The sequence below is a fragment of the Streptomyces sp. WMMC1477 genome (genome assembly GCF_027460245.1).
Classification (GTDB): Bacteria; Actinomycetota; Actinomycetes; order Streptomycetales; family Streptomycetaceae; genus Streptomyces.
This window is the reverse complement of the sequence record NZ_JAPZBD010000003.1, coordinates 2814014-2838170: the sequence shown is the minus strand read 5'-3', so window position 1 is coordinate 2838170 and position 24157 is coordinate 2814014. Positions and strand designations below refer to the sequence as shown.

The 24157-nt window shown below is 73.4% G+C and carries 16 protein-coding genes; 6 read left to right on the top strand and 10 right to left on the bottom strand.

Going from position 1 to position 24157, the window contains the following annotated elements; translation table 11 throughout:
* Positions 1 to 15 precede the first annotated feature (15 nt).
* The 3 genes from O7609_RS13100 to O7609_RS13090 are packed head-to-tail and all read right to left on the bottom strand — an operon-like array spanning position 16 to position 2862.
* Positions 16 to 933 carry an ABC transporter ATP-binding protein gene (locus tag O7609_RS13100; RefSeq protein ID WP_269736769.1) on the bottom strand — a complete coding sequence of 306 codons (918 nt, stop codon included), beginning with the start codon at positions 931 to 933 and terminating at the stop codon, positions 16 to 18.
* The gene (locus O7609_RS13095) at positions 930 to 1856 is read right to left on the bottom strand and encodes an ABC transporter permease (RefSeq protein ID WP_269736770.1); all 927 of its coding nucleotides are present in this window, start codon (positions 1854 to 1856) and stop codon (positions 930 to 932) included. Before O7609_RS13095 ends, O7609_RS13100 begins: the two co-directional genes overlap by 4 nt.
* Complete coding sequence (locus O7609_RS13090) at positions 1846 to 2862, bottom strand: ABC transporter ATP-binding protein (RefSeq protein WP_269744355.1); 1017 nt, start codon at positions 2860 to 2862, stop codon at positions 1846 to 1848. The genes O7609_RS13095 and O7609_RS13090 overlap by 11 nt, the downstream gene beginning before the upstream one ends.
* 235 nt (positions 2863 to 3097) lie before the next feature.
* Here O7609_RS13090 and O7609_RS13085 point away from each other — a divergent pair, with 235 nt between their 5' ends.
* Positions 3098 to 4882, top strand: a complete 1785-nt coding sequence (locus tag O7609_RS13085; RefSeq protein WP_269743616.1) for an SDR family oxidoreductase — start codon at positions 3098 to 3100, stop codon at positions 4880 to 4882.
* Positions 4883 to 4912: 30 nt separating this feature from the next.
* On the opposite strand, the gene O7609_RS13080 is transcribed toward O7609_RS13085, so the two are convergent.
* Together O7609_RS13080 and O7609_RS13075 are read right to left on the bottom strand one after the other, a co-directional pair.
* Complete coding sequence (locus O7609_RS13080; protein ID WP_269736772.1) at positions 4913 to 5302, bottom strand: hypothetical protein; 390 nt, start codon at positions 5300 to 5302, stop codon at positions 4913 to 4915.
* Positions 5303 to 5366: 64 nt separating this feature from the next.
* Positions 5367 to 6272, bottom strand: a complete 906-nt coding sequence (locus O7609_RS13075) for an LLM class flavin-dependent oxidoreductase (RefSeq protein WP_269736773.1) — start codon at positions 6270 to 6272, stop codon at positions 5367 to 5369.
* A 245-nt stretch (positions 6273 to 6517) separates the two neighbouring features.
* Between O7609_RS13075 and O7609_RS13070 the strand changes: the two genes are divergently transcribed.
* The 3 genes from O7609_RS13070 to O7609_RS13060 all read left to right on the top strand — a co-directional run bounded on the left by O7609_RS13070 (position 6518) and on the right by O7609_RS13060 (position 12312).
* Positions 6518 to 8944 (top strand): protein kinase domain-containing protein, encoded by a 2427-nt coding sequence (locus tag O7609_RS13070; RefSeq protein WP_269743615.1) that lies wholly within the window; start codon positions 6518 to 6520, stop codon positions 8942 to 8944.
* A gap of 65 nt (positions 8945 to 9009) precedes the next feature.
* Positions 9010 to 11313, top strand: a complete 2304-nt coding sequence (locus O7609_RS13065; protein ID WP_269743614.1) for a protein kinase domain-containing protein — start codon at positions 9010 to 9012, stop codon at positions 11311 to 11313.
* 129 nt (positions 11314 to 11442) lie between these two features.
* The gene (locus O7609_RS13060; RefSeq protein ID WP_269736776.1) at positions 11443 to 12312 is read left to right on the top strand and encodes a Cof-type HAD-IIB family hydrolase; all 870 of its coding nucleotides are present in this window, start codon (positions 11443 to 11445) and stop codon (positions 12310 to 12312) included.
* 43 nt (positions 12313 to 12355) lie between these two features.
* Here the strand turns inward: O7609_RS13060 and O7609_RS13055 are convergent, their stop codons facing one another.
* Genes O7609_RS13055 through O7609_RS13040 form a run of 4 tightly spaced genes read right to left on the bottom strand, consistent with a single transcriptional unit; the run spans position 12356 to position 20328 of the window.
* Entirely contained in the window at positions 12356 to 13975 is a 1620-nt protein-coding gene (locus tag O7609_RS13055; protein WP_269743613.1) for a sensor histidine kinase, read from the bottom strand.
* A gap of 45 nt (positions 13976 to 14020) precedes the next feature.
* Positions 14021 to 17725, bottom strand: coding sequence for a thiol reductant ABC exporter subunit CydD (gene cydD / locus O7609_RS13050; RefSeq protein ID WP_269736778.1), 3705 nt, complete (start codon positions 17723 to 17725; stop codon positions 14021 to 14023).
* A 4-nt stretch (positions 17726 to 17729) separates the two neighbouring features.
* Positions 17730 to 18752 (bottom strand): cytochrome d ubiquinol oxidase subunit II, encoded by a 1023-nt coding sequence (cydB, locus tag O7609_RS13045; protein WP_269736779.1) that lies wholly within the window; start codon positions 18750 to 18752, stop codon positions 17730 to 17732.
* 37 nt (positions 18753 to 18789) lie between these two features.
* A complete protein-coding gene (locus O7609_RS13040) occupies positions 18790 to 20328 on the bottom strand; it encodes a cytochrome ubiquinol oxidase subunit I (RefSeq protein ID WP_269744354.1) in 1539 nt (512 codons plus the stop codon).
* 261 nt (positions 20329 to 20589) lie between these two features.
* Between O7609_RS13040 and O7609_RS13035 the strand changes: the two genes are divergently transcribed.
* Positions 20590 to 20991 (top strand): cyclophilin-like fold protein, encoded by a 402-nt coding sequence (locus O7609_RS13035; RefSeq protein ID WP_269736780.1) that lies wholly within the window; start codon positions 20590 to 20592, stop codon positions 20989 to 20991.
* 249 nt (positions 20992 to 21240) lie between these two features.
* On the opposite strand, the gene hisC is transcribed toward O7609_RS13035, so the two are convergent.
* The gene (gene hisC / locus O7609_RS13030) at positions 21241 to 22329 is read right to left on the bottom strand and encodes a histidinol-phosphate transaminase (RefSeq protein WP_269736781.1); all 1089 of its coding nucleotides are present in this window, start codon (positions 22327 to 22329) and stop codon (positions 21241 to 21243) included.
* Positions 22330 to 22791: 462 nt separating this feature from the next.
* Here hisC and O7609_RS13025 point away from each other — a divergent pair, with 462 nt between their 5' ends.
* Positions 22792 to 23910, top strand: a complete 1119-nt coding sequence (locus tag O7609_RS13025; RefSeq protein ID WP_269736782.1) for a LacI family DNA-binding transcriptional regulator — start codon at positions 22792 to 22794, stop codon at positions 23908 to 23910.
* Positions 23911 to 24157 lie beyond the last annotated feature (247 nt).

Genomic DNA, 24157 nt, shown 5'->3' with positions numbered 1-24157 from the left:
CTCGCGGGCTCCTTGCTAGGCCGAGACCAGATAGGCGAAGACGGACTCCAGCGACTCGTCGGAGGGTGAGACGGTCAGGAGCCGGATGTCGTGGGCGCGGGCGATGCGGGGCAGCTCACGGGTGAAACGTTCGAAGTCCACGGCCTGCACGCGCAGGGCACGCTCGCTCTGGTCGAACTGGACGCCCGTCGTCGAGGCGTCCGCGATGAGGGCCGAGGCCAGCGCCCGGTCGTCGCTGGAGCGGACCAGGTAGCGGTGCGGGCGGTCGGTCATCAGCCGGCGGATGCGGCGGAAGTCGCCGCTCGCGGCGTGGCGTCCCGCGACGATCACCTCGATGTGCGAGGCGAGCTGCTCGACCTCCTCCAGGATGTGCGAGGAGAACAGCACGGTGCGGCCGTCGTCGCCCATGCGCCGCAGCAGCTCCATGAGCTGCATGCGCTGCCGCGGGTCCATGCCGTTGAACGGCTCGTCCAGAAGGAGCACGGAGGGCTCGTGGACGAGGGCGGAGGCCATCTTGACCCGCTGCCGCATGCCCTTGCTGTAGGTGTCGATGCGACGGGTCTGTGCGTACTCCATCTCCACGGTGGCCAGGGCGCGCCGAGCGGCGGCGCCCGGGTCGGGCAGGCCGTGCAGCTCGGCGTTGGCGAGCACGAACTCCTCACCGGTGAGGAAGTCGTACATCGCCTCCCGCTCGGGGACGATGCCGATCTCCCGGTAGGCCCCCTCGTTGCGCCAGATGGCGGCGCCGTCGAGGGTGACGGTGCCGACGGAGGGGGCCAGGAAGCCGCCCATCATGGCGATGAGCGTCGACTTCCCGGCTCCGTTGGGGCCGAGCAGCCCGGTGACTCCGGGGCCCACGTCCATCGTCACGTCGTTGACGGCGACGACGTTGCCGAACCAGCGCGAGACGTGGTCGATGCGGATCGTGCTCACAGTCCGGCCTTCCGGTAACGGGCCATCAGGACGGCGTAGGAGCCGGCCACGAGGGCGAGGACGAGGAGGAGGTAGCAGGCGCCCGCGGCGTGCGAGGGGACGACGGCGCCGGGGAAGTCGGAGGGCGCCCCCAGGAACTTGGCCTGGAATCCGGACACCAGGGTGCCCGGCGAGGCGAGGCCGAGCCAGCCGACGGCGTCGGCGTTGTTCCTGCTGTCGGCGATGAACTGGAGCGTGGTCACCGCGAAGTAGGGCACAGTCAGCACGCCGATGATGGCGGCGACGCCGAAGCCCCGGCGCGGGGTGAGGGCGGCGATGACGAGCCCGACCCCGGCGTAGAGGACGGAGAGCACCGCCACGGAGACGAGGCCGAGGGCGAGGTCGGCCGTCTGCTCCCCGAAGTCCAGCTTGCCCAGCAGCGCGCCCACGTACAGGATCAGCAGCGGCGCCGCGGTGAAGACGAGCAGCGCCGAGGCCATGGCCGCGTACTTCGCCAGGACGTAGTCGATCCGCTCGATCGGCCGGGAGAAGTACAGCGGCACCGTGTGGAAGCGCAGGTCGCGGGAGACGGACTGCGGGGCCATGGCCGCCAGGTACAGCCCGATGACGGCCGAGAGGTAGCCGGCGTACTCGCGGTAGTCCACCGGGAGGTCGTTCAGGTCGGTGGTGATGGCCACGGCGACGACGATGAGCGCCGGCGCGCACATGATCCCGAACAGGATCATCGGTGTGATCTTGGACTTCGCGGACCGGCCGAGGCCGTAGGCGCCGCGCAGCGACTGGGCGAACAGCGAGCGCCGGGCGTAGGAGCGGCCGAGCCGGGCGCCCTCGTAGTTGCGGTAGCCGATGTCGTGGATGCTGGCGGCGTGCGCGGTGGCGGCGTGCTGCGTCCCGCCGGGCCGGTGGGGGTGCTCAGTCTGCATGGCCGCTGCCTCCCTTCGGGTCGCTGTCGTGGCTCTGGAAGACCTCGGCGATGCGGTGGCGGCGCTGTTCCATGCGGACGAGGCCGAGGCCGAGATCCGCGACGGCGTCCCGCACGAGGTCGTAGGTGGCCTCGGCGTCCTGGTCGCCCTCGACCGCGGCGTCTTGGACCTCCCCGGCGCGGGCGAGGTCCACGAGGAGGACGTGCCCGGCGCCGGGCAGGCCGTTCTCGGCGCCGGCCGGCTGGGCGGTCAGACCCGCGTCCCGGAGGGCGGCCAACAGGGCGGCCCCGCCGTCGGGGTGGGCGTCGGTGTCGGTGACCTCGACGGCGAGGGCGGCCGTGGCCTGGGTGAACTCGGTCGTGGCGGAGGAGCGCAGCAGCCGGCCGCCGTCCACGACGACGACGTGGTCGCAGGTGCGCTCCAGCTCGCCGAGCAGGTGGGAGGTGACGAGCACCGAGATGCCGAAGTCGGTGTGGACGCGCCGGATGAGGGCCAGCATGTCGTCCCGGCCGACCGGGTCGAGGCCGTTGGTCGGCTCGTCGAGCAGCACGAGCTTCGGGTCGTGGACGAGGGCCTGGGCGAGCTTCACCCGCTGCTTCATGCCCGTCGAGTAGCCGCCCATGGGGCGGTAGCGCTCCTCGTAGAGGCCGACGTGCCGGAGGGTGTCGGCGGTGCGCTCGCGGGCGGCGATGGGCGGCAGCCCGGACATCCGGGCCATGTGGAGGACGAACTCGGTGGCCGAGACGTCGGGAGGGAGGCAGTCGTGCTCGGGCATGTAGCCGACGCGCTCCCGGATGGCCGAGCCCTCGGTGGCGACGTCGAGGCCGAGGACCCGGGCGCCGCCCTCGGTGGCCGGGGAGAGCCCGAGCAGGATCTTGATCAGAGTGGATTTGCCCGCGCCGTTGGCACCCACCAGGCCGGTGACGCCCGGTGTGATGTCGACGGTCAGGCGGTCGAGCGCGGTCACCCGGGGATACCGCTTGGTGAGGCTTTGGGTCGCGATCACAGTCACAACTCGACGCTATCGGCGCGCCGGAGGCGCGGCGTCCGCCTCGACGGCTGGAGGCGTATCCGCCTCAGGGTGGAGAGCCTCCCGCCGACCGTAGGGGTTACCAACGGTATCCACAGCCCTTTTCGTCTCGGTGTGTGCCGCCATAGGCTGTCCTGGCATCGGACGGCGAACGTCGTGCGGGGAACGTCGGACGGCAAAGGTCGGACGGGGAACGGGGAGGAGCGGCCACATGAGCAACGGCGGAGGCGCCGAGCTGCCGGCGGGGGCGCGCGAGCGCCAGGTCACCACGGCCGAGGGGGTGCGGCTGAGTCTCGTCGAGCTGGGCAGCCCCGAACGGCCGACGATCGTGCTCGTGCACGGCTACCCGGACAGCAAGGAGCTGTGGTGGCCCGTCGCCCGGCGGCTGGCCGGCCGCTTCCACGTCGTCGCCTACGACGTCCGCGGGCACGGCCGGTCCACCGCGCCCCGGCCCCTGCACGGGGGATTCACCCTGGAGAAGCTCACGGCGGACTTCCTGGCCGTGGCCGACGCCGTGAGCCCCGACGCCCCCGTGCACCTCGTCGGGCACGACTGGGGCTCGGTCCAGGGCTGGGAGTTCGCGACGGCGCGGCGCACCCGGGGCCGCGTCGCCTCCTTCACCTCCGTCTCCGGCCCGTCGCTCGACCACCTCGGCCACTGGATCAGGCAGCGGCGCGCCCGCCCCACGCCCCGGCACGTCGGCCAGCTCCTGCGGCAACAGGCCAAGTCCTGGTACGTCCACTTCCTGCTCACACGCCTGGCCGAGCCGGCCTGGCGCGGCCCTCTGGGCACGCGCTGGCCCACCATGGTGCGCCGCGCGGAAGGCCTCACCGACGCCGACTTCCCCTCGGCCTCCCTCCGCCAGGACGCCGTCCACGGCATCTGGCTCTACCGGGACAACGGCCACCGGGTCCGCCGCCCGCGCACCGACGCCTACGCCCACGTGCCGGTACAGCTCGTCGTGCCCACCCGCGACCCCTATCTCTCCCCCGCCCTCTACGACGGGCTGGAGCTGTGGGTGCCGCGGCTCACCCGGCGCACCCTCCCCGTCCGGCACTGGGTCCCCCGCACTCGTCCCGACCAACTGGCCTCCTGGATCGCCGCGTTCGTCGCCGAGCACGAGGGTTCCACCGCGGGCCCGGGCCACGAGGCGCGGGCCCGGGGGCCCTACGCGGATCGCTTCGGGGGGCAGCTCGTGCTGGTCACGGGTGCGGCCAGCGGCATCGGGCGCGCGGTCGCGCTGTCCTTCGCCGAGGCGGGCGCCCGGGTCATCGCGGTGGACCGGGACGCCGAAGGCGCCGCCCGCACCGCCGAGACGGCAAGGCTGGTCGGCGCCCAGGAGGCGTGGCCCGAGGAGGTGGACGTCGCCGACGAGCACGCCATGGAGAAGCTGGCCACCCGGGTCGCAGCCGAGCACGGGATCGTCGACGTCCTGGTCAACAACGCGGGCGTGGGCGTCACCGGCCCCCTGCTGGACACCACCACGGAGGACTGGCGGCGGCTGCTCGACGTCAACCTGTGGGGCGTCATCCACGGCTGCCGGCTCTTCGGCCGGCAGATGGCCGAGCGCGGGCAGGGCGGACACATCGTCAACACCGCCTCCGCCGCCGCGTTCCTGCCCTCCACCGCGCTGCCCGCCTACAGCACCTCCAAGGCCGCCGTCCTCATGCTGACGGAGTCCCTGCGCGCCGAGCTGGCCGGCCGGGGCATCGGCGTCACCGCCATATGCCCCGGCGTCGTCAACACCAACATCACGGCCACGTCCCGGTTCGTCGGCGTGGGCGAGGAGGAGCAGCGGCGCCGCCGGGAGAAGGCCGCCCGGCTGTACGCCCGGCGTGACTACGCCCCGGAGAAGGTGGCCGACACCGTCCTGAAGGCCGTCGTCCGCAACCGGGCGGTCGTTCCGGTCACCCCGGAGGCCAGGGTGGTGCGGGCCCTCTCACGCCTCTCCCCGCGCCTCCTGCGCGCCGCCGCCCGCCTGAACCTCCCCGGCTGACCGCCCCGGACCGCCCGGGCGGCGCGAGGCTCAGACCTCCGGACGCGGGACGACGACGATCTGGTGCGCGTCCTCGTACACGACGCGCCCGGGGTCGGCGGACTCCAGGTGGACGTAGGGCACGCCGTGCGCGGCGAGGATGTCGAGATAGCCGTCGATCCGGGCCAGCAGATGGCCGGCGGTGGGCTTGAACCAGGCCACGGCGCCGGGGTTCACCGCGTGGTCGTACACAGTGGGATCGACATGGGTCGGATTGGTGTAGGCGGCGTCGTACCAGGCGTTCGTCGTCCGCCGGAACTCGTCCTGCTCGGCCGTGAGTCGGCCTTCGCGGGCCAGCCCGTTCACCGTGACGAAGATGCCCGGGAGGACGCCCCGGGCGTTGGGCGTCGTGCACTGGAACCGGAGGTAGCCGCCTGTCATGCGCGCATCCTCTCACCGACGCCGCCCCTCTCCCCGGGGTCCGGACGGCCCCTCGGCCGAGCCCTCAGCCGAGCTGGTGGAGGGCCTCGGTGGCGATCTTCTCGAAAACGGCCTGCTCCACGGCGAACGGGGAGTCGGGGATCGGCCAGTGGAGGACGAGCTCGGTGAAGCCGAGCCGCGCATGGCGCCCGGCGAAGTCCACGAAGGCGTCCACGGACTCGAAGGGCGTGTTGTGCTCCGGGGTGAAGCCGGTGAGCAGTACCTTGTCCAGCTCCGCCGCGTCCCGTCCCGCCCCGGCGCAGGCCTCGGCGAGCCGGTCGAGCTGTCCGCGCAGTGCCTCCAGCGACTGCTCCGGCGTGCCGTCCTCGAACAGCCGGGGGTCGCCGGTGGTCACCCAGGCCTGGCCGTGCCGGGCGGCCAGGCGCAGGCCGCGCGGGCCGGTCGCCGCCACCGCGAACGGCAGCCGGGGCCGCTGCACGCAGCCGGGGATGTTCCGGGCCTCGTGGGCGGCGTAGCGGGCCCCGTCGACGGACACGGCGTCCTCCGTGAGCAGCCGGTCGAGGAGCCCGACGAACTCGGCGAAGCGGTCGGCGCGTTCCCGGGGGGACCAGGGCTCCTGTCCCAGCGCCGTCGCGTCGAAGCCGTTGGTCCCGGCGCCGATGCCCAGGGTGATCCGGCCTCCGGAGACGTCGTCGAGCGAGATGAGCTCCTTGGCGAGGGTCACCGGGTGCCGGAAGTTGGGCGAGGTCACGAGGGTTCCCAGGCGCAGCCGCTCGGTGGCCGTCGCCGCGGCGGTGAGCGTGGGCACCGCCCCGAACCAGGGCCCGTCCCGGAACGGCACCCGCCAGGAGAGGTGGTCGTAGGTGTAGGCGGTGTGGAAACCGAGCTCCTCGGCCCGCCGCCACTTCGCGCCCCCCGCCTCGTGCCAGCGGTCGACGGGCAGGATCGCGGTGCTCAGACGCAGGCTCATGGGCCCGAGCCTACGACGACACCGACGCCATGTGCGGCTCCCCCCGGGGGGCTGCCGGACCTGCGGGGCCGGGCGTCCACACAGGGTGCCGGGCAGGGCACCAGCAGTGTTTCCCTCCCCCGCGGCCGATACAGTTGATCGTCGGCCGGCACCGGCAACAGGGGGAACATACATGCGCGTTCGCAACGCCGCGCTCGTCGCGGCCTACTCCGCGGTCTGCCCTCGCGTGAGCGGCAGGGGGCGGCGTGTTCGGTGAGCTCCACGGCCGGTCCCCGCGGCAGGTCGGTCCGTACCGGCTCCTCGCCCGCCTGGGCGCGGGCGGCATGGGCGAGGTGTATCTGGGCATGGACACGCGCCCGTCCCCCGCGGGCGGCGAGCCGCACCTCGTCGCCGTCAAGACGATCCGGGCGGAGCTGAGCGACGATCCGGCGTTCCGTGACCGCTTCCGCAGGGAGATGGCAACAGCCCGGGAGGTCAAGGGGCGTGCCACTGCTCGTCTGCTGGCGGGACAGGCCGACGTCGCCGAGCCCTGGATGGCCACCGAGTACGTCGCCGGGCCCACGCTGGAGCGTGCGGTGCGCACGGCGGGGCCGCTGCCCGTCGAGGCGGTACGGCACCTCGGTCTCGGTCTCGCCCGGGCACTGCGCGGTATCCATTACGCCCGCGTCCAGCACCGGGACCTGAAACCGGCGAACGTCCTGCTGGGTGCCGAAGGGCCCAAGGTCATCGACTTCGGCGTCGCCCGCGCCTTCGGTGCCAGCACGTTGACGGCGACCGGTGCGTTGGTCGGCTCCCCGGGCTACATGTCGCCGGAGCACGTCCTGGGCGGGCGGCATGTGGTCGCCGCGTCCGACGTCTTCTGTCTGGCCTCCGTGCTCTGCTTCGCCGCGACGGGTGAGAACCCCTTCGGGGACGGACCGGTGGCCGGCGTGCTGTACCGCATCTCCCAAGCCGACGCCGATCTGGCCTCGGTGCCGGCTGAGGTGCGTTCGCTGATCGAGGACTGTCTCGTCACCGACCCCTCGTCCCGGCCCGACGCCGCCGAGTTGGACGCCCGTTTCGGGGCGGCCGTCGGCTCCCCTGACGGTCCCGCCGTCTGGCCGCCCGCGGTACGGGCCATGGTGACGGCGCACCAGGATGAGCTGGCCCGGGCTGTCGCCGCCGCCGGGCCGACGGGTGGTGCGGTCCCGACGATGCCCGGTGCCTCTCCGGTGCACAGCGCGCCGACCATATCCGGCCCGCCCCCGAGACCTCTCGCCCCGCCGTCGGCACCGGTCCGCCGGCGTCGTCGGGGCACCCTCGCTGCCGTGCTGGCGGGAGCGCTCGTCGTGGGAGTGCTCGGAGTGGTGGAGCTGTGGCCGACCAAGGACGGCGAACCGCCGGAGCATTCAGCGAAGCCCGGAGCATCGCCGTCACCGTCCCGAGGCGCCGAGCCGACGGCGGGAGTCGACCGCTACGGGGCTGAGCTCACCCGCTATTTTCCTGTCGATCCCGGCGCCCGCCCGGAGAGCTGGACGCCGTGGAGCACGAAGCTGACCGAGCGGCCCTGGCGGTGCGCGCTGAACAGCGAGCTCCTGGTGTGCCGGACGCTGAACGGCGGGCTGGAGGCCGTCCGCGCGGCGGATGGGAGGCCGCTCTGGAAGGCCCCTTCGGCCGCCCCCGAGGCGTCACCCGGCCTCTCCGGCTCGCGTGGTCTGCAGCTTCCGGGAAATCCGAGCGGCCCGGTGATCCACGGGGACACCGTCGTATCCGCCGAGGGGGAGACGGTGCGGGGCCGCGCCGCGGACGATGGGGCCGTCCGCTGGGAGCGGCCGTTGGCTGCCGAGGGGGCGGGGCAGGTCGTCGGTGACCTTCTCCTGGGCGACGGCGTCGTCCTCGTCACCGCGGACGGGGAGCGGGCCACGGCCCACGCGTTCGACGCCGTGACAGGCGAGCCGCTCTGGACTCGGCAGCTGGCCACGTCCGAGCGTCCCGCGACGGCCTTCGGGGTGTTCGTGGGCGAGTCGTTCGTGGCGGGGCGCTTCGTCGCCGTGACCGAGGGCGGACTGACCGCGTTCGAGGCGAGGGGCGGCGAACCGACCCATCTGGCCGTGCCGGGGGAGGGCGACTGCAGAGCGGTCCGGGCACACGGAGGCGGGGTCCTGTGCGACGTCGACGGGGGCAGGACGCTGACCCTGGACGCCGTGACTCTTGAGCCGGTGGCCACCGGCGTCCCGGACGACGGCGCCGTCGTGGTTCCCGCGGAGGGCGTGATCGCGGCAGGCGCCGGCGAGTACAGCCTGGAGCGGGACCGTACCAAGTTCGTCCTCACCGCCCTGGCCGGAACGGCTTCCCCGGGAACGCCCCGCACCGTCGGGGTGTTTCCCACCCGGCTGGAGGACGTGGGCGAAGGGCCGGCCGACGGCGGTCCCGACGGGTACGTCCACTCCGAGGCGACGATCGTCGGCGCCACCGCGCTGTTCGTGGACAACCGGTACCTCTACACGCTGCCGCTGGAAGGCGGTGAGCGCGGGCGGACCGAGATCGAGGGCGCCCCGGGCAACCGCGCAGGCGGCGGCGTCAACGGCGATGTCGACGCGTACGTGTGGGGTCCGGAGCTGCTCTCGGTCGGTGGGGTGCTCTTCATCGCCTACCACGACGGAACCGTCCGTTCCGTGCAGCTTCCCGCCTGACGCTTCCGGCACCCCCACGCAGACCGTCTCTCCCCGGACATCCGATCATCCTGGAGTCGCGCCCCGTGCTACGCCCACTCGACGCCCACGCCCCCTACGACGTCGGCCCGTACCGGCTGCTGGCCGGTCTCGGGGCCGGGGGCATGGGAAGCGTTCACCTCGCCCTGCCGCCCGACGGCGGCCCCGACGAGCTCGTCGCGTTGAAGACGATCCGTTCAGACCTGGCCCCGGAGCTGGAGGGCGACTTCCGGCTCCGCTTCCGCCGGGAGGCGCGGGCGGCCCGCGCGGTGCGCAGTCCGTACGTCTCCGCGCTCGTCGACACCGACCCGGACGCCGAGCGGCCCTGGCTCGCCACCGAGTACGTCGTCGGCCCCTCGCTCGACGAGGCGGTCGCCCGTGCGGGCGCGCTGCCGGTGCCCGTCGTCCGGGAGATGGGAGCGGACCTGGCCCGGGGGCTGGCGGCCGTGCACGGCGCGCGGCTCGTGCACCGCGATCTGAAGCCCGCCAACGTCGTCCTGGACAGCCGCGGCCCGCGGCTCATCGACTTCGGTATCGCCAAGGCCCACGACGTGACGGCACTCACCGCGACGGGCGTCCTGGTCGGCTCCCCGGGCTTCATGTCGCCGGAGCACATCGCCGGCGACGGGTCGGTGACGTCCGGGTCCGACGTCTTCTGCCTCGGCGCCGTCCTGTGCTTCGCGGCCACCGGGCAGGGGCCATTCCAGGACAGCGAGTTCGCCGCCATCGTGCACCGCATCGCCCAAGGGGACGCCGACCTGTCCCGGCTGCCGGAACAGTTGCGGGACATCGTCACGGCGTGTCTGCACCGCGACCCGGACCAGCGGCCCACACCGGCCGAGCTGGTCCGGCGGCTCGACCCCGCTGCCGAGGCCGCCGCCCGTCCGGTCGCCTCCTCCCCTCGTGCCGCGCCTTTTCCCTGGCCGGACGGCGTTCGCGAGGTGATCGGCGAGTACGAGACAGCGGTCGGCAGGGTCCTGAACGCACCGCCGTCGCCGCAGAGGCCGCCCATCGCAGCCGCCGCACCACCGGCGTCCGACATCGCCACGGCGCTCCCTCCCGCCGTCGCACCGCGCCGCAGGCGGCTGAGGTGGGCCGTGGCCGGGGGTGCCATGCTGCTGGCCGGCGCCCTCACCGCCGTGCTGCTGCCGCTGCTCAGCGACGCGGACGGCGCGGGGGCAGGCCGGGCTGAGCGCCCGTCACTCGGTCCCGCGGACGACGCGGGAAGCGAGGGAACCGGCGAGTCCGCTGTCCCGGTCGTCGCCTCCACCATGCGGGATTTCGGCCCGGACGCGTTGGACCGCTCCCGGCTTCCCGAGGCGTGGTCGCCGTGGACCGCCTCCTTCGAGGGCTCGGGAGAGCCGCTGGACTGTGCACTCGGCGGGACCGCTCTCGTCTGCCGACTGCACAACGAGGACAGCGACGCGCTGTGGCTCGAGGCGCTCAACGCGTCCGACGGATCTCCGCTGTGGCGGTACCCGGCCGAGGACGGGACGGCCGGCAACTCCGGCGTGGCGGGCCTCGATCTGGACGCGGACCATGCCTACGTCACCTCTGCGGACGGGGACGGATTCGCGATCCTGAGCCTCGACGACGGCGAAGTCGTGGGCAAGATCCCCGGTGAGACCGGCTACCGGCCGTCCACCGCCCGGGTCCACGAGGGCCGCGTCTTCGTCTCCTACACGGGCAGCGGCGGGGCGGGGACGGCGCTCAACATGCTGTTCCGCGCCTACTCGGCCGACGACCGCCGGTTGCAGTGGGAGCGGGTGATCAACAGCGCGTTCCCGAACTCCCTGGACATCGTGGGCGACCGGGTCTGGGTACATGGCCCCGTCGAGACCCTCACGCTGGACCCGGCGACTGGGGACACCCTGGCCAGGTTCCCGGAGTTCTGCCCACTGCCCGCGCGGGGCGCGCGGCACACCATCTGTCCGGACGGCGTGCTGGACGCCAGAACGCTGCGGCGGGTGAGCGACGTCCGCACCGTCCCGCCTGCGGCCGTGAGCCGTGCCGGTCTGGCGATCGCCCAGGGTCCCGGCCGTCGGCGCGGCCTTCCCTACCTGCGGGCGGTGGACCTGCGGACCGGACGGGAACAGTGGTCCGTGACGACGGCCGAGGACCCGGCTGTGCTGGTGGCCGGCGGCCGGGTACTGACGATGGACGGCGGCGGAGTGCGGAGCCTTGAGCTCGACAGCGGGGAGGGAATGGTCCACCGGACCTACTCCGGCTGGCCCCGCGAGAACACGTCCGGCGGCTCGGTGGCCATGCGCCCCACCACCGCCATGGTGTCTGGCGGTGCACTGTTCGTCACCTTCGCGGACGGCACAGTGCTCTCGGTGCACGTGCCGTGAGCGGGGCGCCTGAACCAGGTTGAGGGTGCCGCGGGACGCGTGCCGGGAGAGGTGCCGGTTCGTGCCCCACCGACGGCTCGGAGCTCGAACGGGCAGGGCGGTGCCCGAATGTGCGGCCGGTGCGGGATGATGGTCACCGTGACTGATGCTGCCGCTACGTTCCGTCGTCTTCCGCTGCCCCCTCGCGCGCCCCGGCTCATCGCGACGGACCTGGACGGAACGCTCCTGCACGACGACAGGTCGGTGTCCGAGCGCACCGTCGCGGCGTTGGCCGCCGCGGAGAAGGCGGGGATCGAGGTCTTCTTCGTCACCGGGCGCCCGGCACGCTGGATGGACGTCGTCAGCGAGCACGTACACGGCCACGGGCTGGCCATCTGCGCGAACGGCGCCGCCGTGGTCGATCTGCACCGGGGGCGGGAGATCGTCGAGGTGCGGGAGCTGAGCCCGCGGGCCGCGCTGGCCGTGGTCGGGGCGCTGCGCGACGTCGCGCCCGGGGTGGCGTTCGCCGTGGAACGGGTGGGCGGCTTCCACCACGAGCCGGCGTATCCGCCGTTCTTCGAGGACCCGGGCGCGGAGGTGGCGCCGGTCGGGAAACTGCTCGGGGAGGGTGGGCGCGACGCGGAGCAACCCGTCCTGAAGCTCCTGGCCCACCACCCGGAGCTGGACCCGGACGCCTTCCTCCAGCTCGCACGGCGGGCCGCCGGGGAGTTCGCGGAGTTCACGCGCTCCAGCCCGACCGCCCTGCTGGAGGTCAGCGGGCGCGGGGTGAGCAAGGCGGGCACGCTGGCGCACTGCTGTGCCGAGCGGGGCATCGCCCCGGAGGAGGTCGTGGCGTTCGGGGACATGCCGAACGACCTGGAGATGCTGACGTGGGCGGGCACCTCGTACGCGATGGCCAACGCGCATCCGGAAGTGCGGGCGGCCACGACGTTCCAGACGCTGAGCAACAACGATGACGGCGTCGCGGTGGCCATCGAAGCCCTGCTCACCTTGCGCTAGAACGTTTCTGCAACCCGCTTCGAGGCGCCTCCCCCGCAGTGCTTCACAGGGGCACCTCCCAGACGAAGGTGGTGCCCGCGCCGTCCAACCCCGGGCCGGTCCGGGTCGTGCCGCCCAGCTCCTGGGCCCGGCGGTGCAGGTTCGCCAGTCCGCTGTGGCGTCGGCCCGCCGAGCCGGGCGGCAGCCCGGCGCCGTCGTCGGCGACGGCCAGCCGCACGGCGGGGCGGCCGTCGGGGAGCGTCGCGGCGGCGTCCACCGTCACCTCGATGCGGCCGGCCGCGGCGTGCCGCACCGCGTTGGACAGCGCCTCGCGGGCCGCGGCCACCAGGTTCCGCGCCGTCTGCTCGCCGACCAGGGAGTCCACCATCCCGGTGAACGTCGCCGAGGGCGGGAAGCCCGCGGCCTCCGCGGCGGTGCGGACCTCCCGCAGGACACGGGAGCGCAGGGAGTCGTCGGGGCGCTCCACGGGACCCTGCTGGAGCGCGTAGATCGCGGTGCGGATCTCCCGGACGGTCGCGTCCAGCTCGTCGACGGCCTGGGTGATCCGCTGCCGCACCTCGCCCCGCGGTTCGGGCGCGCCCGCCCGGTCGGCGCTGCGCTGGGCGCCCTCCAGCATCATGCCCGTGGCGAAGAGCCGCTGGATCACGAGGTCGTGCAGATCCCGGGCGATCCGGTCGCGGTCCTCGTAGACGGCCAGCCGTTCCCGGTCCCCTCCGGCCTCGGCCAGCAGCAGGGCCAGCGCGGCCTGGGAGGCGAAGCGCTGGGCGAGGGTGCGCTCGGTGGCGGTGAACAGGGGAGCGTCCGGACTCCGAGGGACGGCGAGCATGCCCAGGATCCGGCCCTCGCTGCCCAGCGGCAGCATCATGCTCGGCCCGTACCGGGCGGCGGCCCGGGTCATCAGCCGGGGATCGGTCGCGCAGTCCTCCACGAACACCGGCTCGCCCAGCAGGAGAGCGCCCACCAGCGGGCTGTGCGGCGGGAGCCGCAGGCCCAGCAGTTCGTCGGGGTCGTCCGCGGCGGCGGCGACGATCCGCAGGCCGCCCTCCTCGGTGGGCGTGAAGACGAGCCCGGCCGCGGCGTCCGCGAGCCGGCGGGCCTGCTCGGCCACCACGGAGAGGGCGTCCCCCGTGCCCCTCAGGAGGGCGGTGGTGAGGGCGGCGCTGCCGTCGATCCAGCGGGCCCGCTGCCGGGCCGACTCCAGCAGGCGGGCGTGGCCGATGGCGATGCCCGCCTCGGTGGCCACGACGCGGACCAGGTGGAGGTCGGCGTCCGTGAACGGCTGCCCGCCCGACTTGTCGCTGAGGTAGAGGTGTCCGAACGGTTCGCTCTGCACCCGGATCGGCACGCTGAGGAGGTGTGCGTCCGGGCGGTCCCGGACGCGTCGCCGCATGAGGGCAGCGTCACCATGGGTGATGAAGTCCTCGACGTGGGCGCTCTCCTCCGCGCCCAGGACGCCGATCGCCGCGTGCCGGGCGTCGGTGAGCGCCGCCGCCGTGCGGACGATGCGGTCGAGGACGGTCCGCAGATCGACGTCGGCGCCGATCGCCACCATGGCCTCCAGCACCTGGGGCAGCCTGCGGACCAGCTCGGGGGTGAGGCTCTGCAGCGACTCGGCGGCCAACTGCTCGGCGAGGGAACCCGCGTCCGGGCGGTGCGGTGCCATAGCCCCCTCCCTTCGGACGCGGTCACGCGGCTCGCGACACCCGACTCAGGACGCGGGGGCCGGGGCGGGCGCCGGGGTGTCCTGGGGTGCGTCTCTCCCTCTAGTGGACTTCAGGGCGTCGGCTTCCGCCTCCCGGGCGAGCAGGTCGCGCAACGGCCCCTCGACGGCCGCGAGCCGCGCGAAGGGGCCGCGCTGCACGCAGCGACCCCGGTCCAGGACGAGCACCTCGTCCACCGCCTCCAGTCCGGCGAGCCGGTGGGTGATGAGGACCGTCGTCCGGCCCTCGGTGGCGGCGAGGAGATCCGCGGTCAGCGCGTCCGCCGTCTCCAGGTCCAGATGCTCGGCCGGCTCGTCCAGGACGAGGACGGGGAAGTCGGCCAGCAGCGCCCGGGCCAGGGCGAGCCGCTGCCGCTGGCCGCCGGAGAGCCGTGCCCCGTGTTCGCCCACCGGGGTGTCCAGGCCCTCGGGCAGGGTCTCCGCCCAGTCGAGCAGCCGCGCCCGGGCGAGGGCTCGGCGCAACGCGGCGTCGGACGCGCCGGGGCTGGCGAGGCGCAGGTTCTCCCGCAGCGTGGAGTCGAACAGGTGGGCGTCCTGGGCACACAGGCCCACCCCGCGCCGCACGGTGTCCGACGCGTAGGCGCGGGCGTCCGCACCGCCGTACGTGTAGCTGCCCGCCTCCGGTTCCAGGAAGCGCAGGAGGGTGTGCGCGAGCGTCGTCTTCCCCGCACCGGAGGGGCCGACGACCGCGACCCGTCGCCCCGGGGCCAGTCGGAGGTCCAGCCCGCTCAACGCGGGCCGCCGCTGGCCGGTATGGCGCACCGTCAGGCCGCGCAGTTCCAGGGGGAACGGATCGGCGGGGGCGGGCAGCGGCTCGGCCGGCTCCCGCACCGGATCGGGCATGTCCGTCGTCTCGTACAGCCGTTCGGCGCTGCGGCGCACCCGCTGCCGGTACTGGACGGCGGAGGGCAGGCCCAGCACCGCCTCGAAGGCGGCCAGCGGGGTGAGGACGACGACGGCCAGGCTGACCCCGTCGAGCCGCCCGGCCTGCACGGCCTGGGCTCCGAGGGCCGCCGCAGCGGCCACGGTCGCCCCGGTGATCAGTGCCGTTGCGGCGCCTGCCAGGGCCGTGGCCCAGGCCCCGCGCGCCGCGACGCCGGTCAGCTCCGCATCGGCGCGGCGGACGGCGGCGAGGCGGGACGGCAGCGCGCCGGCCACGGTCAGCTCCCCGGCGCCGGTGAGCAGGTCCACGGTGCGGGCGCTCAGCGTGCCGCGGGCCGGGGCGAGGCGGCGCCCGGCCCGGCGTGCCACCACGGCGGTCAGCGCGGGCACCCCGATGCCCGCGAGGGCCAGCCCCACGGCCAGGGCCGCCCCGGCCTCGGGCAGCAGCCAGGCCGTGAACCCGGTCGTCCCGAGGGCCACCGTGACCGCGGCGGCCACGGGCAGGAACCAGCGCAGGAAGTAGTCCTGGAGCGCTTCGACGTCCCCGACGAGTCGGGCCAGCAGATCTCCCCGGCGGCTGCGGTGCAGGGCGGCCGGTGCGAGGCGCTCCCACCGGGTGAAGACGCCGACCCGCAGCTCGGCCAGGACGCGCAGCACGGCGTCATGGGAGACCAGCCGCTCGGCGTAGCGGAAGACGGCGCGCCCGATACCGAAGGCCCGCGTCGCCGTGACGGCCATCAGCAGATAGAGGACCGGCGGCTGTTCCGAGGCCCGGGAGATGAGCCAGCCGGAGACCGCCATCAGGCCCACCGCGCTCGCCAGGGCCAGCGCTCCGAGGACGGTGGCCAGCGCGAACCGTCCGCGCAGCGCTCGCCCCGCCTCCCGCACCCGTGCCAGCGGGTCGGCCGCCCCTGGGGGGCCGGGGTGGAGCATGGTTCCGCCGTCGAGGGCGGGGTGGGCGGAGGACCGCGGTGCGTCCGGAGCCTGAGAGAAGGGGTCCGCTGTGGCGGAGAGGTCAGGTTTCACGTGAAACACGGTCTCGTCGGAGCCCTCGTCGGCCCGTTCGACCGCGATGTGGTCAGCGGGGAAGGAGGCGCCTACGCCGCCCGGGCCCGACGTGGTCTCCGCCTGCATGGCAGCGGCCGCCTCCGTCGAGGGCCCGTCTCCTTCCTTCGACGGCCCGTCCGCCGCCGCCGACGGCCCGTCCAGCCGCACCACCCGGTCCACGACGCCGAGCAGGGCCGGGCGATGCACGACCATCAGCACGGTACGGCCCCGTGCGAGGCGACGGACCGCCTCGACTACGGCCGCCTCGGTCGCCCCGTCCAGCGCGGCCGTCGGTTCGTCCAGCAGCAGCACCGGCCGGTCGGCCAGGAACGCCCGGGCCAGCGCCACCCGCTGCCGCTGGCCCGCGGAGAGGCCGGCACCGCCCTCCCCCAGCTCGGTGGCGGGGTCCAGCTCCGGCGCCCCCGCGTCCCGCAGCGCCGTGCGGACGGCCTCGTCCCCCGCCTCGGGGCGCGCCAGCCGTACGTTGTCCGCGATCGTCCCGGCGCACAGATACGGCTGCTGGGACACCCAGGCGATCTTGCTGTGCCAGTCCGCGAGATCCAGCTCGGCCAGGTCCACGCCGTCGACCCGGACCCGGCCGGTGTCGGGGCGGGTGAAGCCGAGCACCGTGCTGAGCAGCGTGGACTTCCCCGCGCCGGACGGTCCGACGAGGGCCACCACCTCCCCGGCCCGCAGCGTGAGGTCGGTGGCCGGCAGGGAGGCGGTGCCGCGGCCCTCGTGCCGCACGGTGACGCCCTCCAGTCCGATGCGGCCCACCGGGCCCACCGGCTGCTCGCCGCCGGGCGGAAGGGGGGTCTCCAGCACGGTGAACGCCTCGTCCGCGGCGGACAGGCCCTCGGCCGCGGCGTGGTACTGCGCGCCGACCTGCCGCAGCGGCAGATAGGCCTCGGGCGCCAGGACGAGCACGACGAGCCCGGTGTAGAGGTCCAGCTCGCCGTGGACGAGCCGCATGCCGATGCCCACCGCCACCAGCGCCACCGAGATGGTGGCCAGCAGTTCGAGCGCGAAGGAGGACAGGAACGCGATGCGCAGGGTCCGCATCGTGGCCCGCCGGTAGTCGCCCGTGATGGCCCGGATGTTCTCGGCCTGGACCTTCGCCCGGCCGAAGACCTTCAGCGTCGGCAGCCCGCCCACCACGTCGAGGAAGTGGTGGGAGAGCCGGGCGAGCAGCCGCCACTGACGGTCCATCCGGGACTGGGTGGCCCAGCCGATGAGCACCATGAACACCGGGATGAGCGGCAGGGTCACCGCGATGGTGGCGGCGGCGATCCAGTCCGACCACACGATGCGGGCGAGCACCGCCGCCGGCACCACGACCGCCAGCCCCAGCTGCGGAAGGTAGCGGGCGAAGTAGTCGTCGAGGGCGTCCACACCCCGGGTGGCGAGGGTGGTGAGTTCACCGGTGCGCCGTCCGCCCAGCCAGGCGGGCCCGAGCGTGGCCGCATGGGTGAGCAGTCGCGTCCGCAGCTCGGACTTCACCGCGGCGCTGGAGCGGTGGGCGGCGAGCTCGGTCAGCCAGGCCACCGAGGCCCGCCCGGCCGTGACGGCCAGGAGCAGCAGGAGCGGCCGGGTGAGCTCACCGGCGTCCGCGCCCTGCTGGAAGGCGCGGACGACGAGCTCGGCGAGCAGCATGGCCTGGGCGATGACGAGCCCCGCCCCGGCGAGCCCGAGCACCACCGCGGCCAGCAGGAACAGCCGGGTGGTGCGGGCGTGCCGGAGGAGCCGCGGGTCGATGGGCCGCATGACGTCAGCCGGTGGCCGCGGGCCCGTGGGGATCGGGAGCGATGTGCTGGGTGCCGATCCGCTTGCGGAACACCCAGTACGTCCAGCCCTGGTAGAGCAGCACCAGCGGCGTGGCGATCAGCGCGCACCAGGACATGATGGTGAGGGTGTAGGGGCTGGACGCGGCCTCGTCCACGGTCAGGCTCCACTCGGCGTTCAGCGAGGAGGGCATGACGTCGGGGAACAGCACGAGGAAGAGCATGGCGACCGCGGCCACGACGGTCACGCCGGAGAGGCCGAAGGCCCAGCCCTCCCGGCCGCGCAGGTTGGCCACCATGGCCGCGATCAGTCCCGCCACGGCGACGGCGAGGGCCACCAGCGAGGCGGTGCCGCCCCCGTCGGCCTGGGTGGCGCCGAGGAAGCCGCCGGCCAGCACGGCCGTGCACACGCCGAGCCCGGTGGCGAGGCGGCGAGCGCGGGTCCGGATGTCGCCCACCGTCTTGAGCGCGGTGAACACGGCGCCGTGGAAGGTGAACAGGGCCAGCGTGAGCAGGCCGCCGAGCAGAGCGTACGGGTTGAGCAGGTCCAGCAGTGTGCCCGCGTACTCCTGGTCGGCGTCTATCGGGACGCCGCGGACGATGTTGGCGAAGATGACACCCCAGAGGAAGGCGGGCAGCGCGGAGCACCAGAAGATCGCGTGCTCCCAGTTGCGCTGCCAGCGCTCCTCCGGGCGCTTGGCCCGGTACTCGAAGGCCACGCCGCGCACGATGAGGCTGACCAGGACGGTCAGCAGGAGGAGGTAGAAGCCGGAGAAGAGGGTGGCGTACCAGTCGGGGAAGGCGGCGAAGGTGCCGCCGGCCGCGGCGAGCAGCCACACCTCGTTGCCGTCCCAGACGGGGCCGATGGTGTTGATGAGCACGCGACGCTCGGACCGGTCGCGCGCGAGGGCCTTGGTGAGGACGCCGACGCCGAAGTCGAATCCCTCGAGGAAGAAGTAGCCGGTCCACAGAACGGCGATGACGATGAACCAGAGGGTGGGGAGTTCCATGATGCTCCTTTCCGCGCTGTCGCCCGGTCGGCTTCGGTCAGTAGGAGAAGGCCATCGGCCGGTCCTCGTCGGGGGCGCCCGAGCCGGAGGACGGGCCCCCGCCGATGCGGGTGGGCGGGTTGCGGTCGGCGTCGGTGAGCTCCGGCGGCCCGGCCTTGGCGTACTTGGCCAGCAGCCGGACCTCCACCACCGCGAGCACCGCGTACAGCAGGGTGTAGACGGACATGGAGGCGATCACCTCCCCCTGGGAGACGCTGGGCGAGACGGACGCGGACGTCGGCAGGACGCCGTACACGGCCCAGGGCTGGCGTCCCATCTCGGTGAAGATCCAGCCCCAGGCGTTCGCGATGAGCGGGAAGGCCATGGTGAGCAGGGCGACGCGCCAGGACCAGCGGGTGAGGGTGGGGCCGAGCTCGCGGCCGCGGGTGAGGGCGAGGCGCGGCACCTCGTCCTCACCGGTGCGCAGTGCGGGGGCGAGCCAGCGCTTCCTGCGGGTGAGGTAGAGGCCGAGGGCGCCGAGGGCGAAGGACGTCATCCCGAACCCGATCATCCAGCGGAAGCCCCAGTAGGCGACGGGGATGTTGGGACGGTAGTCGCCGAGGCCGAGTTCCTCGTCGAACCGCTCCTTGAGCTCCTCGTTGGTGTCGTTGATGCCGGGCACGGGCGTGCTGAAGTCGTCGTGGGCGAGGAAGGAGAGCAGGCCGGGGATCTCGATCGCGACCTCGTTGTGCCCCTCGTCCACGTCGCCGTAGGCGAACACGGAGAAGGGCGCGGGCCCTTCCTCGTCCCACAGCGCTTCGGCGGCCGCCATCTTCATCGGCTGCTGGTCGTACATGATCTTGGCGAGCCGGTCGCCGCTGACGGCGACGAGCAGCCCGCTGATCGCCATGGTGACCAGGCCCAGCCGCAGGGAGGTGCGCATGACGGCGACGTGCCGCCGGCGGATCAGGTGGTAGGCGGCGATGCCCACCATGAAGGCGCCTCCGGTGAGGAAGGCCGCGGTGATGGTGTGGGAGAACTGCGCGACGGCGGTGTTCTGGGTGAGCACGTGCCAGAAGTCGGTCAGCTCCGCCCGGCCGGACTCCGGGTTGATGCGGTAGCCGACGGGGTGCTGCATCCAGGAGTTGGCGGCCAGGATGAAGTAGGCGGACAGGACGGTGCCGATCGCGACCATCCACATGCAGGCGAGGTGGATGCGCTGGGGCAGCTTGTCCCAGCCGAAGATCCACAGGCCGATGAAGGTGGACTCGAAGAAGAAGGCGATCAGGGCCTCGAAGGCGAGGGGTGCCCCGAAGACGTCGCCGACGAAGCGGGAGTAGTCCGACCAGTTCATGCCGAACTGGAACTCCTGCAGGATGCCGGTGACGACGCCCATGGCGATGTTGATCAGGAAGAGCTTGCCCCAGAACTTGGTCGCCCTGAGGTACTTCTCCCGGCCGGTTCGCACCCAGGCGGTCTGCAGGCCCGCGGTGAGCGAGGCGAGCGAGATCGTCAGGGGGACGAAGAGGAAGTGGTAGACGGTCGTGATGCCGAACTGCCAGCGCGCCAGCGTCTCCGGCGCCAGGGCGAGGTCCACGTGCACGTCGCTGTCTCCTTCACGTCGCCGCGAGCGCGGGAACGCGCACGGCTGCTGCCCTTCTCGCCCGGCTCTCCCTTTCCGGTCTTATCCAGGCATTGCTGATGTCTGACGTTTTCCGATCATGAACGCACGATCTCACCCGAAAGGGAGGGGATCGTGAATGCGTTCACAATCACAAGCATTATGTCGCACGAGTCCACGCAGCGAATCAGGGGGTCCCCCTTCCCGCGAACGTCAACAAAATGTTGAAATCAGCTCATGGGTGAGACGCCCCGAACCGGCACCCCCCGCCGCACCATCCGCATCGTCTGGCCCGCGGGTCAGCTCACCGCGACCCTCGACGACACCCCGGCCGCCGGGAAGCTGCTGGCCGCCCTCCCGGTGGAGTCCCGGGCCGCCACCTGGGGCGAGGAGGTCTACTTCGACACCGGGCTCAGCCTGCCACTGGAGAGCGGCGCCCGGCAGGTCGTCGACCCCGGCACCGTCGCCTTCTGGACGGAGGGGGACGCCCTGGCCCTCCCCTACGGCCCGACCCCGGTCTCCCGCGGCGACGAGTGCCGCCTCGCCAGCCCCTGCAACGTCCTCGGCAGCGTCGACGGCGACGCCCGGCGGCTCGCGACGGTCCGCAGCGGCGACCCGATCCGCGTCGAACGCGCCTGACCCGCGGCGCCCCCGCGGCGCCCCCGCAAGGCCCGGCGCACGCACCTGCTCCACCAGCGGCCGGTGCACGCGTTGCGCCAGGCGCGGCCGTCGCGGCCGTGCCCGTCGCACCCATGCCCGGGCTCTCGGCGGCCGTACGCCCGCCGTGCCCACGAGCGCGCGGCCCGCGAACGCGCGGCCCACGAGCGCTGGGCTCACCAGCGTCCGGCCCACCCGGCTCCGGGGTGGGCCGGACTCCCGCGGCGCGGCCTACGCCTCCAGCTCCTTGCGGAACACCGCCGCCGCCTGGAGGAAGATGTCGTTGGCCTCGGGCTCACCGATCGTCACGCGCACGCCCTCGCCGGGGAACGGCCGGACCACCACGCCCGCCCGCTCCGCCCGGGCGGCGAAGTCCACGGTGTGCTCGCCCAGCCGTAGCCACACGAAGTTGGCCTGCGTCGGCGGAACCGTCCAGCCCTGCACCACCAGCTCGCGGCTGACCCGGGCCCGCTCGGCCACCAGGGACTCCACGCGCTCCAGCAGCGCCTGCTCGTTGCCCAGCGAGGCGACGGCGGCGTCCTGGGCGACCTGGCTGACGCCGAAGGGCACGGCCGTCTTGCGCAGGGCCGCGGCCACGGGCTCGTGCGCCACCGCGAAGCCCACCCGCAGCCCGGCCAGGCCGTAGGCCTTGGAGAACGTCCGCAGCACGCACACGTTCGGCCGGTCCCCGTAGAGCTCCAGGCCGTCCGGCACGTCCTCGTCGCGCACGAACTCGCGGTACGCCTCGTCCAGGACCACCAGCACGTCGGCCGGCACCCGGTCGAGGAAGCGCTCCAGGGCCTCCCGGCCGATCGCCGCTCCCGTGGGGTTGTTCGGGTTGCAGACGAAGATGAGCCGGGTGCGCTCGGTGACGGCGGCCGCCATCGCGTCGAGGTCGTGCTCCTCGGTCTCCGTGAGCGGCACCTTCACCGCCGTCGCCCCGGAGATCTGCGTGATGATCGGGTACGCCTCGAAGGAGCGCCAGGCGAAGATCACCTCGTCCCCCGGCCCGGCCGTGGCCTGCAGGAGCTGCTGGGCGATGCCCACCGAACCGGTTCCGGTCGCCAGGTGCGAGACGGGAACGTCGAAACGCTCCGCCAGAGCCGCCAGCAGGCCGGTGCAGGCCATGTCGGGGTACCGGTTGAAGGAACCGGCCGCCGCCACGGCCGACTCCAGCACGCCCGGCAGCGGCGGGTAGGGGTTCTCGTTGGACGACAGCTTGTAGGACACGGCCCCGGCGGAAGCGGCACCCGGCTTTCCGGGCTTGTACGTGGGAATGCCGCCCAGCGCCTCGCGCAGTTTCGGGGTTTTGTCGGTCATCGCGTCCTCCTTGACAGCCTCGGCGGGTCCCGGTTCGTCCGCCCCGGAGCCCGTCCGCCAATACTGCACACCCTAAGAGGAATGTCGACGGGTCCCCAGGGTCTCTCCGCCCCAGGCTCCCCGATCATTCACCGCTCGCTCATCGGCCGCTCGCCGGTCCCGCCACGGGGCGACGGTCGGGGCACCTCGCGGCCCCAGGGGCGGGGGCGCGCGGCGCAGGCCGCGCGCGGGAGGCGCGCTCCGTGGCGCGCTTCACTCGTGAAGGTGAGTTGAGACCTCTTCGCAACATCCGGGGAAGTGAGGGGTCAGGCCCCCACATACCTCCTGGAGCTATAGCTATGACCTGCAACTACCCAGCATTCAAAGGCAGTTACCCCATAACGATCTTGCAGAATCGTGCCTGTCACCCCATGGGTGAACGCCCCCGCGAGTAACACCCCACAGCCCTACTATCGGCACGCCATGACAGCAGCAGGGAAGCACCAGGTGAGCCGGAACAGCGGCCGTCGGCTGGCACGTGCGGGCATCCGAGATGTCGCCGCCGCCGCCGGCGTCTCCATCACGACCGTCTCCGACGCGCTCAACGGCAAGGGCCGCCTCCCCGACGCCACACGCCGTCACGTCCGCGAAGTGGCCGACCGGCTCGGGTACCGCCCCTCCGCCGCCGCCCGCACCCTGCGCACCGGAAAATCCGGGCTCATCGGGCTGACCGTCACCACGTACGGCGAAGAACCGTTCACCTTCACCGAGTTCGCCTACTTCGCCGACATGGTGCGCGCGGCCACCTCCGCCGCCCTCGCCCGCGGCTACGCCCTCGTCATCCTCCCCGCCCCCGCCCGTCACAGCACCTTCGACGTCTGGGCCAACGTCGCGCTCGACGGCACCGTCGTCATCGACCCGGCCGACCACGACCCCGTCGTCACCGAGCTCGTCCGCCAGGGCATCCCCGTCGTCTCCGACGGCCGCCCCGGAGCCACCCTCCCCGTCACCGCCTGGGTGGACAACGACCACGAGGCCGCCGTCACCGGCCTCCTCGACCACCTCGCCGAGTCCGGCGCCCGCCGCATCGGCCTGCTCACCGGCACCAGCACCGACACCTACACCCGGCTCTCCACCACCGCCTACCTCCGGTGGTGCGAGCGCGTCGGCCAGCCCCCCGTCTACGAGACCTACCCCGCCCACGACCCCTGCGCCGGTGCCGTCGCAGCCGACCGGCTGCTCGCCCGTCCCGACCGACCCGACGCCGTCTACGGCCTGTTCGACCCCAACGGCACCGACCTCCTCGCCGCCGCCCGCCGCTACGGGCTCCGTGTCCCGGAGGACCTGCTGCTGGTGTGCTGCAGCGAGTCCACCGTCTATGCCACCACCGAGCCGCCCATCACCACGCTCTCCCTCAAGCCCGGACGCATCGGCACCGCCGTCATCCAGCTCCTCATCGACGCCATCGAGGGCGTCGGCGCCACGGGCCAGACCGTCCAGCAGGTCATGCCCACCGAGCTCATCGTGCGCGCCTCCTCCCAGCGCCGCCCGCCCCGCGCGACGATCATCTCCCCGCGCCGCGGGCCCTCGTCCACCGACTGACCCGGCGGCTCCCGGCCACGGAACCGGCCCAGGAGAAAAGCGGAGGAATGCTGAGGAATCCCGGCTCCCCGACCACCCGTCGGCAATTGGCACCCCCCAGGTGCGTCACAAGCCCCGACCTGCGTTCCTATGATGGGGCGCACGGCACCGGCCCGGCCTCCGACCAGGAACGCCCACGACAGCACGGTCCGGCAGGTGCACAGCGCGCGTATGGGTGGAGGGGTCGATGACTCAGGGGGCCGGTCAG

Bases quoted from the DNA above. Each gene is read 5' to 3' on its own strand.
- O7609_RS13095 (WP_269736770.1), bottom strand. From the start codon at position 1,856: ATGCAGACTGAGCACCCCCACCGGCCCGGCGGGACGCAGCACGCCGCC.
- O7609_RS13085 (WP_269743616.1), top strand. From the start codon at position 3,098: ATGAGCAACGGCGGAGGCGCCGAGCTGCCGGCGGGGGCGCGCGAGCGC.
- O7609_RS13080 (WP_269736772.1), bottom strand. From the start codon at position 5,302: ATGACAGGCGGCTACCTCCGGTTCCAGTGCACGACGCCCAACGCCCGG.
- O7609_RS13075 (WP_269736773.1), bottom strand. From the start codon at position 6,272: ATGAGCCTGCGTCTGAGCACCGCGATCCTGCCCGTCGACCGCTGGCAC.
- O7609_RS13060 (WP_269736776.1), top strand. From the start codon at position 11,443: ATGGTCACCGTGACTGATGCTGCCGCTACGTTCCGTCGTCTTCCGCTG.
- O7609_RS13055 (WP_269743613.1), bottom strand. From the start codon at position 13,975: ATGGCACCGCACCGCCCGGACGCGGGTTCCCTCGCCGAGCAGTTGGCC.
- cydD (WP_269736778.1), bottom strand. From the start codon at position 17,725: ATGCGGCCCATCGACCCGCGGCTCCTCCGGCACGCCCGCACCACCCGG.
- cydB (WP_269736779.1), bottom strand. From the start codon at position 18,752: ATGGAACTCCCCACCCTCTGGTTCATCGTCATCGCCGTTCTGTGGACC.
- O7609_RS13035 (WP_269736780.1), top strand. From the start codon at position 20,590: ATGGGTGAGACGCCCCGAACCGGCACCCCCCGCCGCACCATCCGCATC.
- hisC (WP_269736781.1), bottom strand. From the start codon at position 22,329: ATGACCGACAAAACCCCGAAACTGCGCGAGGCGCTGGGCGGCATTCCC.
- O7609_RS13025 (WP_269736782.1), top strand. From the start codon at position 22,792: ATGACAGCAGCAGGGAAGCACCAGGTGAGCCGGAACAGCGGCCGTCGG.